Raw genomic sequence first — 15,006 nt, 5'->3', positions numbered from 1 at the left:
GGTTCTGGATCGTCCTATATTGCTGCTATCGGGCAACAATCGCCCGTGGGCCGAAGCCTCGAGTCAGCGGTGACTTTTCATCGGACAAGCCGGCACTCCGAGGTCGGCTGTCGGAGGCAGGTCACTTTGAATTCCGGTGCAGCAGCAAGCAGCAGCAAGGGCTCCACTGATCCTGAGTACGCGACGAATCTTCGCCGGGCAACTTTCGCGTCAAGCGTGGGAAGCGCCTTGGAGTACTATGATTTTGCCCTTTACGGGCTTGCCTCCGCCCTGATCTTCAGCAGGGTTTTCTTTTCCAACCTTGACCCTGCCACGGGGACTGTTGCCAGCTTTGCCACATTCGGGGTTGCATTTGTTGCTCGGCCCCTGGGCGGACTTTTCTTCGGCACAGTCGGCGACAAGCTTGGCCGGAAATGGGTGCTGGTGGCCACCATCCTGCTGATGGGCGGGGCCTCCACACTGGTGGGTGCATTACCAACGTACGACCAGATCGGTATCTGGGCGCCGGCCCTTCTGGTCCTGATGCGGCTCCTGCAGGGTTTTGGGGCGGGGGCGGAGCAAGCGGGGGCCACTGTACTGATGGCCGAATATGCGCCGGTGCGTCGTCGGGGGTTCTTCGCTGCCCTGCCGTTTATCGGTATACAGGCCGGCACCCTGTTGGCTGCCGGCGTCTTCATCTATTTGGGGACTCTGCCCACGGATGTGCTGCTCTCGGGGATCTGGCGGATTCCTTTTCTGGCTTCTATCCTGCTTATCGCTATCGCATTGTTCATCCGCCTCCGCCTCAGAGAGAGCCCCACGTTCATCGTGCTCGAAGAGCAGGAACAGATCTCCCACAGCCCGCTGCGTGAAGTGTTCAGTCGGTCCTTGATCAACGTGCTGCGCGGCATCGGGCTGCGGATGGCGGAGAACGGCGGCTCCTACCTCTTCAATACCCTTGCCGTCAGCTTTGTGGTCACCACAGTCGGTGTGGAGAGCTGGATCGGTCCACTGGCAGTCGCCGTCGGCTCGCTCGTTGGCATGGTCTCGGTCCCGTGGGCCGGCGCTCTGTCGGACCGTTTCGGTCGGATTCCGGTATATCGTTTCGGTGCCGGCGTCCTGCTGGTGCTGGCCTTCCCCGGTTGGTGGCTGCTGTCCCTGGGCAATCCTGTGGTCATCATCCTGGTTATCACGGTGGCTATCGGCTTCGGAGTCAATACGATGCTGGGTTCACAGTGCGCTCTCTTGCCCGAACTCTTCGGCAACCGCCACCGCTACATTGGTGTCGCTACAGCCCGCGAATTCAGCGCGGTGCTTGCCGGCGGGATCGCGCCCGTGGCGGGCGCGTGGTTGATCAGCATCAGCGGCGGTGCGTGGTGGCCGGTGGCGACCTACGTCTTCGTGCTGTCCGTCATTACGTTTGCTACTACTTTCCTGGTGCCCGAAACACGCGGCCGCGATCTGACGCTGATCGAGGACGCCTCGAGGGATACCGCCGACCAGGTGAGTCAACGTCCGACGCCGACCTCGCCAAGGAGCAACCGCGGCCACGGCAGCTTGGCCTAACTAAAACCCTCACCTTTTCAAACCTGCGGTCAAATCTATTGGAGGAACCGGGGATGGCTGGATGGAACGCCGACACAGCGGCCGGCCCGTTAGGGGCCGGGACGGTCACTCTGGTGGAGGGCTCCTCCTTCTGTATCTCATTGCCCAATGGGGATATTCATCCCGAACACCCGCACGGGGTCTTCTTTGAGGACACTCGGATTCTGTCCGGCTGGAACCTGACTGTTAACGACGAGCCGCTTGAGTCCCTGGCAGCCAATATGAAGGAGCCGTACCGGGCGCTGTTTGTAGGGCGCGTCCCTCGTTCTGACGGGTACGCTGACAGCCCGCTGATCGTGGAGCGCCTGCGGGAGGTGGGTGCCGGCATCCAGGAGCAGGTCACTATCCGCAATTACTCCGTGGAACCTGCTGAATGCGTCATATCTGTAAGCATTGCGGCGGACTTTGCGGATCTTTTCGAAGTTAAGGAGGCGCGGATCCAGCGTCGCTGGGATGAATCCCGGGTAGTTGAGGGCGATTCGTTGACCATCAGGGGTGCTTGGCAGGATGTCCGGAAGGGCATTCTTGTCCACGCCCCCGGTGCGGACGTCTCACCGGAAGGCCTCAAGTACCGTATCTCCGTCGCGCCGCACACTCAGTGGAGCACGCTCCTCACCGCCGTGCCCAGCGACGAAACAGCAAGTCCGCGTCCGCCGTCGTTCGTCAAGGTGGGTGAGGACGGATTATCTCCCATGGACCGGCGCCGGCAGGAATGGGTGGCCAAGATTCCTGTGCTGCACATGGGAAACCGCTCCATCGAACGGACTTTACGGCGGAGCTACGACGATCTAGGCGCCCTTCGCATCGAGGACCCGAATCATCCCGAGCGCATTGTGGTGGCTGCCGGAGCACCCTGGTTCATGACCCTGTTCGGCCGCGACTCGCTGTTGGCCTCGGAAATGGCGCTGCCGGTGGACCCCTCACTGGCCTTGGGTACGCTGCAGACGTTGGCGGACCGCCAAGGCAGCGCGGTGGATCCCATGAGCGAGGAGGAGCCCGGGAAAATCCTGCACGAAGTCCGGCTCGATGTCTCCAGCGGCCTGGCACTAGGCGGAAAATCCATCTACTACGGCAGCGTGGACGCGACTCCGCTGTTCGTGTTGGCGCTTGGATCGGTTAGCCGCTGGGGATTCGCCAGGGACACCATCGCAGCCCTGCTACCGCACGCCGACCGGGCGCTGGCGTGGATCAAGGATTACGGTGACAAAGACGGTGATGGGTTCGTCGAATATGAGCGTCTCAACCCCCGGGGGCTCGTTAATCAGGGCTGGAAGGACTCCTGGGACGGAATCAACTTCGCCGACGGCCGCCTGGCCGAGCCGCCCATTGCGCTTTGCGAGGTGCAAGGCTACGTTTATGCGGCATACACAGCGCGCGCATGGATGGCCTACGACGCTGGTGACGTGGCTTTGGCGCATGATTACGCCGACCAGGCAGCGCAGTTGAAGAAAAGGTTCAATGAGCAGTTCTGGATGCCTGACCGCGGGTACTACGCGATCGCATTGGACGGCAAGAAGCGGCAGGTTGACGCCTGCGCCTCCAACATGGGCCACTGCCTGGTCTACGGCCTCATCGACGAGGACAAAGCACCGCTTGTCGTGGAACGGCTGATGTCTCCGGAGATGTTCAGTGGCTGGGGCGTGCGGACCCTCGCGAGCGACATGGGCGCCTACAACCCAGCGAGCTACCACAACGGCTCGGTCTGGCCTCACGACAATGCGCTCATCGCCAGCGGCCTGCTGCGGTACGGCTTCATAGCCCAGGCACAGCGGATATCTACGGCCATCTTGGAGGCAGCCGAGTTCTACGACGGCCGCCTGCCGGAGCTGTTCTGCGGTTTCAGCCGAGACCAGATTGCCGAGCCTGTCCCTTACCCGACGGCCTGCTCGCCCCAGGCCTGGGCGGCCACCACACCCATCCGGCTGGTGACGAATCTGATGCGGTACGACACCCATGTCTCCCTCGGCGGGCTATGGGTGGATCCAGTCTTGCCCGAGTCTTACGGCGACCTGCATATCAGCAACGCCCCCGTGGCTGGGGGCCGGATCACTATCGACATCGTTAGCTGCATCCCCTCCGTTCTAGGGCTGCCAGAAGGACTGAAATTGCGTCCGGGGCAACGGCCTTACCTGACTGAACTGGTGGAGCAAGCCGGCTTACACCGAGAGCCCCGGCGGCGTTAGTGCGCCCGCTGACGTAGTCAGGCGGCCTGAGGGACCGCCTGCGATTTGCGGCCCAGCTCCGCGGTCCGCTTCACCGACCACCACAGCAGCACCACCAGGAGCACGTTGCGCGTGGTCAGGATGGCGGCCATGACCGGGTGGGCGTGGATCAGGGGCGTGTAGAACAGTGGGTAGATCACAAAGGTGGTCACGGCGATCCCCATGAGCAGCGCCGCCGGGACCTTCCAGCGGTCCCAGTCGTGCGTGAGGCCCGCGATGATCACGGGGGCCAGCCAGACAATGAACTGCGGCGAACCCACCTTGTTGAACACAATGAATGCCGTGGTCATCATCAGCGCGCCCTCAAGGAAGAGTTCCTCCCGCTCTGCGCCGCGGTTCAGCGCCCGGACCAGCAGGACGGCGGCTACCACGGCGGCGAGGATCAGCAGGGGCTGCATCAGGAAGGCGGCCACGTCGGCGCCCGGGCCGTAGACCTCGGTGGAGTTGATGGCCGTGTTGTCCGCCATCTTGGACCCGGCGATGTTGAATACGCTGAGCCACACCCACGGTGTGGAGAACGTGGCTTCAAGCTGCATGCCACGTTCGCCCTGGTTGGTCAGGAAGTCCATGATGTGAGGCAGGCCGCCGGAAAGGTACGTGCCCAGGCCCACGACGGCGGTGACTGCGACGCCGGACGCCAGCACTTGGATCCGCTTGCGGCTGGCAATGACGATCGGCACGAGGACCGCTGCCGGCCACACCTTGAGCCAGGTGGCCACGCTAAGCAGGATCCCTGCCACCACGGGGCGTTCGGCCGCGTACAACAGGGCAATCAGCACGATGGGGGCGGTGATGCCCTCCACCCGGGCGAAGCTGAGGTAACCCATAAAGACGGTGAAAAACAGCCACCACCAGGCCGGGGCGATTCCCTTCACCTTCCGCGGACCGCGCGTCAGGAAGGTAAGCCCGACGGCGTTGAGCGCTGTGATGATCAGGAACCAGCACAGGAGGTACAGGCTGGGTCCGGCAATGTTCGCGAGGAAGATCGGGATCTGCGCCAGCACCGGGTAGACCCAGGGGCTGATCTTGCCGTCCAGGCTGTCCGGGTTGTAGCCGTCCATGGCCCACTGGCGGTACTGCTCGGTGTCGCTGAACGTATCGCCGTTGAGGAAGAAGGACGCCATCCAGCCCAGGAAGTACAGGTGGATGACCGCGAAGCCCCACCAGACGCTGGACGGACGGGCGAACCAGTCCACTACGCGGGCGGGCAGGACGGTGCTGCGGACGCTGACCAGCCGGTCGAAGAACTTCGTGGAAATCTTAGGACTCCTTGAGCGCGGGGACGGACGCTGAAGTCTTTTTGCCCAGCGAGTACAGGCGCCGGACCGACCACAGGAACAGGACCACCAGGAGGACGTTGCGGATGGTCAGCACGCCGGCCATGAGGGGGTTGTTGTGGCTGAGCGCATCGTAGAACAGCGGGTAGATGAAGAACGTGGCCACGGCGATGGCGATGAGCATGGCCGCGGGGACCCGCCACTCATGCCAGCTGTGCGCCAGGCCCACCGCTACGGCCGGGGCCAGCCACACCATGAACTGGGGCGAGCCCACCTTGTTGAACACCACAAAGGCGGTGGCCAGGGTGAGCGCGCCGGCCAGCAGCAGCTCGGTGCGGTCCACGCCGCCGTCGGCCTTTCCGTTGCCGTTGAGCTTGCCGTTGTGCAGCGCCCAGAAGGTCAGCCCGGCCACCAGCAGCGCAGCAAGGATGAGGAGCGGCTGCATCAGCACCGACATCACGGCCGTGCCGGGGCCGTCCACCTGCATGGAGTTGATAGCGGTGTTCATGTACATCCGGGAGTCGCCGATGTTCAGCACGGACAGCCACAGCCACGGGGTGGTGAATGTTGCCTCGAGCTGCATGCCCCTGTCGCCCTGCTGGGTCAGGAAGTTCAGCAGCTTGGGCACACTGCCAACCGCGGCGGCGAGTGCCACCACCACCGCTGACGTGGCCACACCGGCCAGCACCACCAGGAGGCGGTTCTTGACGACGGCGAAGAGGGCCAGCATGACGGCGGCCGGCCACACCTTTACCCAGGTGGCCGCGGCAAGCAGGACCGACGCGATAAACGGCCGGCCCACACCATAGGCCAGGGCCACCAGGACGATCGGTGCGGTGAGGCCGTCCACGCGTGCGAAGCCAAGCCAACCCATGAGCAGGGTGAAGACCAGCCACCACCAGGCTGCCGGGATGGCGGCTTGGTTGCGGCCACGGTCAGTGAGCTTGGCCAGGGCCCAGCCGTTGAGGATAGTGGTCATCAGCACCCAGAGGAAGAAGAACGGTCCGGGACCGGCAAGCCCTGCAAGTGCCATCGGGATCAGCGCGAGGATGGGGTACACCCATGGGCTGGGGCCGCCGCTGAGGTTCGCTTCATCGAAACCCGCCCGGGCCCAGTCGCGGTAAATGAAGGTGTCACTGAACGCTTCGCCGCGCAGGGACAGCAGCGCCGCGAAGATCAGGAAACCCAGGTGCACCAGGACAAAGCCCGTGAGCAGTCCACGGGGCGTGTTCAGCCAGGACCGTGCTGCCGCAGGCAGGATGACATTGCGGATCCGGGTGAGCGTGGCGAAGAATGCGTCCGTGGAAATGGCGGAATCCTTGTCAGAGAGGGGCATAAACAGGTGCCGGATCTTGCCGCGGGGCTGGAACCGGGAGCATCGGAGGTCCGCTTACAACAGCCTCCACCATGAGTCAAGGGTAGTTGAATGTCGCCGGTGCCCAATAATCCTGCGGCTCCGTGAACGGTCTACTCGGACTTGGTCTGGCGGTAGCGCTCGATCTGTTTCAGCCGCCGCAGGAGGCTGTCGCGCCGCGGGTGCGGTACGGCGTCGGGCGTCTCTGCGGTGAGGTCAATGTGTTTGGTGCCGTACTGCCAGAGCAGGAGGTCATCCAGCAGGCGGTCCGGGCCGGGGGAGTAGCGGTGGTCCAGGGCCTTGCGGACCTCGGTTATCCGCTGGGCGCTGAGCAGGCCCGCCAGCTGGACGGTCTGGTTGAGCCCGTGGGCCGCCATCAGTTCGGCCGCCCAGCCCCAGTCGTCGTCCACCTTGCGGTCCACATGGGGCAACAGGGTGCGCCAAACGTCGCGGATCCGGTTGGGGGTAAGCTGCGCGGCGCCTTCACCGTCCATGTCCCAGTAGCTGCGGACTTCCTCGTAGCGTTCGTGCAGGTCCGCGAAGGCGCTTTCCACGGTTTCCAGCATGGCGGCGGTTGCGGTGAACTGGCGGTCGAAATGCGGCGTCCAGGCGCGCGGGTCCTCGGCCTTGAAACGGATATCGTGCTCGATCTCGCTCCACGCGTGGGCGAAGACGGTGCGGATCTGGCATTCAAAGAAGTAGCTGCCGTTGGCCGGAACGTCCGGGTTGAAGGCCTGCTGGTAATCCTTGACGGCCTCGTTCTGGATGGTGCGCAGGATGAGGTGGCGGCTGGAGTAGCCGTACGTGCCGGACTCGATGGAGCCGATGTCCTTCTCGCGGTCGCCGCGGCAGTCGAACACCTGGCGCTGGCGCTTGATGATGTTGGCCACCAGCGCATTCTCCGCGGGCAGCTTGGTGATAACGCGCACGCCCACCATGTCGTTGAGGGTGCGGAACGGGTCCGGGAACTTCAGTACTGGCGGACCGCCGGGTTCCAGCGGTTCCTCAATCCGGGAAATTTTCTCCCGGAACGATTCCACCGATTTGGTGCGTCCGGTGACAAACAGCGGCGTGACCTCGGTGTCCTTCAACATGTCGCGGAGGATATGGAGAACGTCCTTGGTGACCAGCTTCAGGGCAGGGCGGACGCGCTCGTAGATCTCCACGTTCTCCTGCACGGATTCACGCAGGCTGATGTCCAGGCTGTCCCAGTTACTCGGCATGCCCCCAGCTTACGGCGGGGGTGTGACAGCGGGTTGTCATGCGGCACAGTGTTATGCCGAGGTGGAGTTGCGGACCACCAGGGAGCTCTCCAGCGTCAGCTGCGGCTGCTCCAGCCGGTGGCCTTCTATGAGCCGGCGCAGCTGCCCGCCTGCCTTCAGCCCCAGCGAGGTTGCCGGCAGGTGCACGCTGGTCAGGCTGGGATTGCTGGTGGCAGAGTACGGCAGATCGTCGAAGCCGGCGATGGCCAGCTCGTCCGGAATCTGCACGCCTGCCACCCGTGCTTCCTGGAGCACGCCGTAGGCGTGCGTGTCAGTGCAGCAGACGACGGCGGTGACCCCGGCTTGCTGCCATGCCGGCCAGGCGGCGGCGAACGCGGCGGCGGACGCGCCGACGTCGATGGTGGTACTGATGATGTGGCCGGGCTCCACCGCTATTCCGTGGGCCGCTGCCTCGTCCAGGAAGGCTCCGCGGCGGATGGCGAACGTGGCTGTGCCGGTGACGCTGTCCACGTAGGCCACCCGGCGGTGCCCAGTGTCCGCCAGGTGCGCGGCCAGCTGGCGCGCGCCGTGCGCAACGTCCAGATTCACGGACGGGGCGTAGGCCTCCAGCCCCGGGGCATCGAGCAGGACCACGGGGCCCGCGGCGGAAAGATCGTCCAGGAATTCGGCGTTGGGGGCACCCACCAGCAGCCCGGCCGGCCGGAGCGCCATCAGCTTCCGGACATCGCCCGCCTGCGGAAACTCGCCGGCCGGGGTGACGGACAGCAGCAGCTGGTAATCAGCCCCGAGTGACTCCCGGACCCCGGCGATCACCTTGGCGAAAAACGGGTTGGAGATGTCCGGAGACACGAGGATAACGATGGAGCTGACACCTTTGGCCAGTGAGCTGCCGATCCCGTCCACCACGTACCCGAGCTCGGAAATTGCGTCCCGCACCCTGGCGATGTTGTCCTCAGAAACGCGGCCGGCGGTCTTGCCGTTGGCCACCAGGGAAACGGTCGCCGTCGAGACGCCGGCGCGGGCCGCGACCATGGCGGCCGTGATCCGCCCAGAGCGGACGGATTGCTGCACCTGCTCCGCGGATTCCATACGTCGATCGTAATAGGCCGGGACGTTCCGCATTGCACCCGCGATCCTACGCGCTGACCTCCTGAACGCGGGCGTCATCCGGCGATGCGGTGAGGGGCACAAGTTCCGGCCGTGACGCCGTGCTTTGGATCGGGACAGAGGATCCGCTCCGGGCCGATTCGAGCACAGATTCCATGACTTCAAGCGCGTGGTGAGCCAGCCGGCCGCCGGTGCGCGGTTCTGCTCCCTCCGGCGTCGCCGCCAGATCGGCGATGCCGAACCCTCGGCCGGAGTCCACGTACCCGGCCGAGACCGGAAGGGTCGTCCAGGAGTCGGCGCCGAGGGTGAACAGTTCCACGTCACCGTCGAAGTGGTTCGGATCCGGAACCACCAGGGAGCCGCGCTCACCGTGGATCTCAATGTTGGAGGACCTGGTCTTGACGGCGTCGAAGCTCATGACCAAGGTGGACAGAGCCCCGTTCGCGTGGACCAGGATTCCCGTCACGTGCGAGTCCATATTGACCGGAATTACCTCGCCCTTCCGGGGGCCCGATCCGATGGTCCGCTGTGTCCGCGTGTGGCTGGCCGCCCCGGTCACGGAGACCACCGGCCCAAGCAGGGTGACCAGCGCACTGACGTAATACGGGCCCATGTCCAGAAGCGGGCCCCCGCCGGGCTGATAGTAAAAATCGGGGTTGGGGTGCCAGCGTTCATGGCCGGGCGTGACCATCGTGGCGGTGGCCGAGATGGGGGAACCGATCAGGCCGTCGTCGATCGCTTTGCGGGCGGTCTGGATGCCGGTTCCGAGGACGGTGTCCGGGGCGCAGCCGACGGCGACACCGGCCGCCGCCGCTGCTTCCAGGACTTGGCGGGCCTCGCCGGTCGTGGCCGCCAGCGGCTTTTCCCCGTAGACGCTCTTGCCCGCGGCGATTGCCTTGAGGGCCACTTGGGCGTGGGCGGCGGGAATGGTCAGGTTCAGGACCAGGTCCACGTCATCGGCGGCGATCAGTTCGTCGACCGTGAGCGCCCGGACGCCGTCGTAGTTATCGGCGACCGCCTGCGCGCGGGACGGATCCAGATCCGCCACCGCAACGAGTTCGATGGCATCGAGCCGCCGGAAGTTTGCGAGGTACTGGGCGATGATGGCCCCGCATCCAATGATTCCTACTTTCAACGGCTTGCCCACAGCAGGCCCCTTTCGATGATGGTGCGGACGTTGCTGTCCTGGAGGATTTCCACCCGGTGTCCGGGGGTGGCGACGAAGATCCGTCCCTGGCCCCATTGCCGTGTCCAGATGGCCGGCGAGGTCACCTCGCGGTTCCAGGGATCCCAGGCGCGGACCTTCTGGGTGGTGGTGGCGAGGACATCGACGTAGTCGTCGGCCAGTACCCAGTACTGTTCGGTGACCAGTTCGAAATCCCCGATGCCGCGCGTGATGGGATGGATTTCCGCGGCGGGAAGCATGTTGATGGTGTACGGGACGTAGTTGTCGGACTGTTCGCCGGTGCGCTCGTCGGGGTGGTTGCCGGGATGGCAGGCAAACTGTCCGCCGATCAGGTGGAGGTAGTCCGAGGTATTCCGGTAGGAGTCGGCGATCCCGCCGTGCCAGCCGGCCAGGCCGGTGCCATTCTCGACGGCGGTCCGCAGGCCGTCGAATTCATCCTTCTCGATGGTGGACATCGTCATGCACTGCATGATGAGGTCAACGCCGGCAAGGTAGTCGGCATCGGCGTAGATCTTGGGGGATTCTTCGACCCGGACGTCAAAGCCGTTGTCCTTCAGGTACGGAATGAAAAGGTCTGTGGCCTCTATGGGCTGGTGTCCATCCCAGCCGCCACGGACCACGAGTGCGGTCTTTCTGTCTGTCATGGGTTTTCCTTTGCTGGGGTTCCGTGTTCTGTACTCAACGTCCTAGACCTTCTGCCATTGGCTGGAGTTCGCCGCGCTGTCCTCGACTGCGGCCAGCACCTGCTGGACCTGTAACGCATCGGCGAATGACGGTTCTGGCCGGCGGTTCTCCGCAATGGCGGTTACGAAGTCCACCACCTGGTGGGTGAAACCGTGTTCGTAGCCCAAGCCATGGCCGGTGGGCCACCAGTTGCCGACGTACGGATGCTCGGGCTCGGTGACGAAAATCCGCCGGAAGCCCGCGTCGGGGGATTCGGCCGCATCGTAGAAGGACAACACGTTCATTTCCTCGAAATCGAAGGCCAGCGACCCCTTGGTGCCGTTCAGCTCGAGCCGCATCGCGTTCTTGCGGCCCAACGCGTAACGGGTGGCCTCGAAGACACCGATGGGACCGCCGTCGAACCGGGCGCTGAAGATCGCGGCGTCGTCGACCGTGACGGAACCGCGCGGCGCGTCGTTGCCCGAATCGCCGTGTCCGCCCAGGCCGACGAGAGCGCCGGCCAACGGGCGCTCAGCAACGAATGTTTCCAGCAGGGCCGAAACGCCGGTTATCGTCTGCCCGGTGATCCACTGCGCCGCGTCGATGCTGTGCGCACCGATATCGCCGAGGGAACCGGAACCGGACTTGCTCTTGTCCAAGCGCCACGTCATGGGCGCGTTCTCGTCTGAGAGCCAGTCCTGCAGATACTGCGCCCGCACGTGCCGGATGGTTCCGAGCCTGCCCTGCTCCACGAACCGCCTGGCCAGGGCCAGCGCGGGCGTCCGCCGGTAGCTGAAGCCGCACAACGAGAACACTCCGCGTTTGGCGGCTGCCTCCGCCGCAACGGTCATCCGCTCCGCTGCCTCAACGGAGTTGGCGAGAGGCTTTTCGCACAGCACGTGCTTGCCCGCCTCGAGGGCGGCGATCGCGATCTCGGCATGCGTGTCGCCAGGTGTACAGATGTCGATCAGGTCAATGTCATCGCGCTCTATCAGCCGCCGCCAGTCTGTCTCCGCGGAGTTCCAGCCCAGCTTGCCGGCCGCTGCGCGGACGCCGTCTTCGTTCCGGCCGGCTACAGCCGTCAGGTGGGGTTCAAGCGGCAGGTCAAAGAACCGGGGTGCTGTCCGCCATGCGTGGGAGTGGGCGGCGCCCATAAAGGCATAGCCCACCATGCCGACGCGCAATGGCTTTGCGGAGGTCATTGATTTCCTTTCGTAAGAATTTCGGGTTACTTGCTGAATCCGGCGGTCAGGCCGCTGAGCAGCTGGCGCCGGGCGATGACGTAGATGACCAGCAGCGGCAACGTGGCGAGCACCACGGATGCCAGCACAGCGGGGATGTTGACACTGAACTCCCCTTGGAATGTCCATAGCGACAAGGGGAGCACCCGGGTGGAAGGGCTCTGCGTCAGGATGAGCGGGAAAAGGAAGCCGTTCCACACGTGCAGGGCGTTGTAGATGCCCACGGTGATGACGGCGGGCTTGGTCATGGGCAGGGCAAGCCGCCACATCATCGCCCAGTCTGAGCAGCCGTCCAGGCGCATGGATTCGAACAGTTCGTTGGGCACATCCCGCATGAAGTTGGACAGGATGAGGACGGAGATGGGGATCGCGAAGGCGATGGACGGGAGTACCAGTGCGAGCAACGTGTCGTAGAGGTGGGCCCTGGTGATCATCCAGTAAATCGGAATGATCGTGGCATGCAGCGGAATGGCCAGGCCCAGGAGGAAGAGGTTGTTGGTCCAATTCAGGAACCTGCCCTTGCCACGGACAATCGCGTAGGCGGCCATAAACGCCACGAACAATCCCGGCACCACACTGCCCACGGTCACAATGAGGCTGTTCATGAAGTACTTGGCGAAGTCGTTCTCAAGCACCAGTTTGTAGTTGTCCAGCGTCGGCTCGGTGGGCGGCATCATCGGGTTCGAGGTGAAGAAACCGGCCTGGTTCTTCAGGCTGGTCACCACCACGTAGTAGACGGGGATGATGATGAACGCCAACCAGGCCCAGCCGCCCAGGCCACCCAGGAAGTTGGGCCGCTGCCGGGCAGTGCGGGCGGTGCGCCGGTTCGGGCGCCGGCCCGCATTGCCCGGACGGCGTACGACGTCGGCAGGAGACGTGGGTAGCTGAATCTCGGTGGCCATCAGGCACCTTCCAGTTGGCTGTCGTTGCGGTTTTTCCCACCAAGGCGCTGCAGCAGCAGGGCCAGGACCAGGCCGATCACCACCAGGATGACGCCCAGGGCGCTCGCCGCACCCATGTCATTGGCCTTGAATCCGGTCAGGTACATGTGAAGGGGCAGCAGGCGGGTGGCATAGCCGGGTCCGCCGGCGGTCAGGACGAAAATGAGGTCAAAGTACGCCAGTGAGCCCACCACCATCAGCGTGGAGGAGGTGATGATGGTGTACTTCAGCTGCGGCAAGGTGATGCTGAAGAACTGCTGGATGCGCCCCGCGCCGTCGATCTGCGCGGCCTCATACAACGACGTGGGGATCTGCCGTACGCCGCCTTGATAGATCAGTGTGTGGAACGGCACGAACTGCCACGCGATCACAAAGACGACTACGAACAGCACCAGGTCTGAATTGCCCAGCCAGTCCTGCGTAAGGAGCGGCAGTCCCAGGCCCGGACCCAGCCCGAAGTTGGGATCCAGCAGTGCCTTGAACGCGATGGCCACGGCGGCCGAGGACAGCAGCAGGGGCACGAAGTACAGGACGGCAAGCGCCGCCCGGTACTTCTGGCCTGCAGCCGTGAAGACGCCCAGCAGCAGGCTGATCGGCGCCTGGACGATGAAGGAGAAGAACATGATCTTCGCGGTCACCAGCAGTGCGTTGCCCGTGATCGGATCGGTCAGGACCGTGGTCCAGCTGGAGAGCCCATCGAGGGTGATTTCGCCCAGCCCGTCCCATCTCGTGAAACTGAGGAACAGCACACCGAACAACGGGATGATCGCGAAGAGGAGGAAGAAAACGAGGGCTGGGGCGGCCAGCCACCCCGACGGACCCCTTTCCAGGGTCCGCCGGGAAGCTCTGGTGGTAACTGACACAGCTATTTTCCGATCGTTGCGTTCATCGTTGCGACAAACTGCTCCGGGGTGATCTTGTTCAGGAAGATCTGATCCAGGTTGGCGAGCATGGCGTCGCCCTGTGCCGGGCTCAGTGCCTGGTCCCAGGAGAGCTGGAAGTTGGGAGCATCCTTGGCCAGGCCGTACGCGAAGTTCAGGAATTCCTTGTCCGGCGACGCGTCCAGCTTGCTTTCGATGCCGGTGACCACCGGCACTGCGCCGGAGTCGATCAGGGTCTGGGTGTCGGCGTCGGTGAACATCCCCTTCTTGATGTACTCAAGGGCGGCTGCCTTCTGGCTGTCCGTTGCCTTTGAGGAGACGGACCAGAAGTTGGACGGGTTGCCTACGATGTTGGCGGGATCGCCCTTGCCGCCTTCAACGGTGGGGAAGGTGGTGAAGCCCAGCTTGCCGCCTCTGGTGAAGTCCGGCGCGTCCTTCTTCATGCCTTGGTAGATCCAGCCGCCGTGGAGCACCATCGCAGCTTTGCCCGTGTAGAGCAGGGCTTGGTCCGCGTTGGAATCGGCTGCGATCGAGGAGAAGCCATTGATGAAGCCGCCCGCGTTGACCAGGTCCTGGATCTTGGTCAGGGATTCGAGCACCGCAGGGTCTGACCAGGCATCGGGCTTGTTGGCTGCGATGTTGTTGAACACGTCCGGTCCGCCGATGCGGTCCACCAGGTATTCAAGCCACATCAGGTCCGGCCATTTGGACTGGCCACCCAGGGAGAAGGGAGCCACCCCGGCCTCTTTGAACTTCGGTACGAGGGCCATAAGCTCGTCCCAGGTTTTGGGTGGCTGGGCGCCGATCTTGTCGAACAGATCCTTGTTGTAATAGAGCACAACCGGCTGGACGTTGTTGTTGGGCAGGGCGTAAATCTTGCCGTCCACCTGGCCGTTTTTGATGATCGACGGCAGGTAGCGGTCCTTGACTTCCGGGTTTTCCGCAATGAAGTCCGTGAGGTCCTCGATCTGCCCGGCGTCAACGTAGGACTTGAGGACACCGCCACCCCATCCGTAAATGAAGGTGGGCCCTTCACCGGCGCCGATGGCGGTGCGCACTTTGGTTTTGTAGGCGTCGTTGGCGAAGAAGTCGAGCTTGATGGACTGGTCAGTGTGTGACTTGTTCCAGGCATCAACGGAGGCCTGGAAGTTGGCCTGGTTCCCGCCGGTCAGGGCCCACATCGAGGGTGAATCGGCGCTGACATTTGCGGGGCCGCTGGAACCGCAGGCGGCCAGGGAGAGCGTCAGCGCGGCGGCCAGGGCCGTGGAACGCAGCTTTCGATTGAACATATGGTTTCCGTCCATCCTTCGGGGGTCGTCACTGAGCG

At 64.0% G+C, this 15,006-nt stretch carries 12 protein-coding genes; 2 read left to right on the top strand and 10 right to left on the bottom strand.

Annotated features, from left to right (window positions below; genetic code table 11):
• Positions 1-126 precede the first annotated feature (126 nt).
• A complete protein-coding gene (locus AU252_RS09600) occupies positions 127-1,545 on the top strand; it encodes an MFS transporter (RefSeq protein WP_058930517.1) in 1,419 nt (472 codons plus the stop codon).
• A 53-nt stretch (positions 1,546-1,598) separates the two neighbouring features.
• The gene (locus tag AU252_RS09595; protein WP_058930516.1) at positions 1,599-3,767 is read left to right on the top strand and encodes an amylo-alpha-1,6-glucosidase; all 2,169 of its coding nucleotides are present in this window, start codon (positions 1,599-1,601) and stop codon (positions 3,765-3,767) included.
• A gap of 17 nt (positions 3,768-3,784) precedes the next feature.
• Here AU252_RS09595 and AU252_RS09590 read toward each other — a convergent pair whose 3' ends face one another.
• From AU252_RS09590 to AU252_RS09545, 10 genes are all read right to left on the bottom strand, one after another.
• Positions 3,785-5,002 carry a glycosyltransferase 87 family protein gene (locus AU252_RS09590; RefSeq protein ID WP_205630660.1) on the bottom strand — a complete coding sequence of 406 codons (1,218 nt, stop codon included), beginning with the start codon at positions 5,000-5,002 and terminating at the stop codon, positions 3,785-3,787.
• Positions 5,003-5,066: 64 nt separating this feature from the next.
• Positions 5,067-6,419: a glycosyltransferase family 87 protein gene (locus AU252_RS09585; RefSeq protein ID WP_058930514.1), complete on the bottom strand. Its 1,353-nt coding sequence runs from the start codon at positions 6,417-6,419 to the stop codon at positions 5,067-5,069.
• A gap of 131 nt (positions 6,420-6,550) precedes the next feature.
• A complete protein-coding gene (locus AU252_RS09580; RefSeq protein WP_058930513.1) occupies positions 6,551-7,660 on the bottom strand; it encodes a GTP pyrophosphokinase in 1,110 nt (369 codons plus the stop codon).
• A 51-nt stretch (positions 7,661-7,711) separates the two neighbouring features.
• On the bottom strand, positions 7,712-8,749 hold the full coding sequence (locus AU252_RS09575; RefSeq protein WP_058930512.1) for a LacI family DNA-binding transcriptional regulator: 1,038 nt from the start codon (positions 8,747-8,749) through the stop codon (positions 7,712-7,714).
• A 46-nt stretch (positions 8,750-8,795) separates the two neighbouring features.
• Positions 8,796-9,914, bottom strand: a complete 1,119-nt coding sequence (locus AU252_RS09570; RefSeq protein WP_058930511.1) for a Gfo/Idh/MocA family protein — start codon at positions 9,912-9,914, stop codon at positions 8,796-8,798.
• Positions 9,899-10,597, bottom strand: a complete 699-nt coding sequence (locus AU252_RS09565; RefSeq protein ID WP_058930510.1) for a ThuA domain-containing protein — start codon at positions 10,595-10,597, stop codon at positions 9,899-9,901. Before AU252_RS09565 ends, AU252_RS09570 begins: the two co-directional genes overlap by 16 nt.
• Before the next feature lie 42 nt (positions 10,598-10,639).
• Positions 10,640-11,818 (bottom strand): Gfo/Idh/MocA family protein, encoded by a 1,179-nt coding sequence (locus AU252_RS09560; RefSeq protein ID WP_058930509.1) that lies wholly within the window; start codon positions 11,816-11,818, stop codon positions 10,640-10,642.
• A gap of 26 nt (positions 11,819-11,844) precedes the next feature.
• The gene (locus AU252_RS09555; protein ID WP_058930508.1) at positions 11,845-12,759 is read right to left on the bottom strand and encodes a carbohydrate ABC transporter permease; all 915 of its coding nucleotides are present in this window, start codon (positions 12,757-12,759) and stop codon (positions 11,845-11,847) included.
• On the bottom strand, positions 12,759-13,667 hold the full coding sequence (locus AU252_RS09550; RefSeq protein WP_058930507.1) for a carbohydrate ABC transporter permease: 909 nt from the start codon (positions 13,665-13,667) through the stop codon (positions 12,759-12,761). The genes AU252_RS09555 and AU252_RS09550 overlap by 1 nt, the downstream gene beginning before the upstream one ends.
• Positions 13,664-14,968, bottom strand: a complete 1,305-nt coding sequence (locus tag AU252_RS09545; RefSeq protein WP_058930506.1) for an extracellular solute-binding protein — start codon at positions 14,966-14,968, stop codon at positions 13,664-13,666. Before AU252_RS09545 ends, AU252_RS09550 begins: the two co-directional genes overlap by 4 nt.
• Positions 14,969-15,006 lie beyond the last annotated feature (38 nt).

This window comes from Pseudarthrobacter sulfonivorans (genome assembly GCF_001484605.1).
Lineage (GTDB): Bacteria > Actinomycetota > Actinomycetes > Actinomycetales > Micrococcaceae > Arthrobacter > Arthrobacter sulfonivorans_A.
This window is presented reverse-complemented; position numbering and strand designations above follow the sequence as displayed.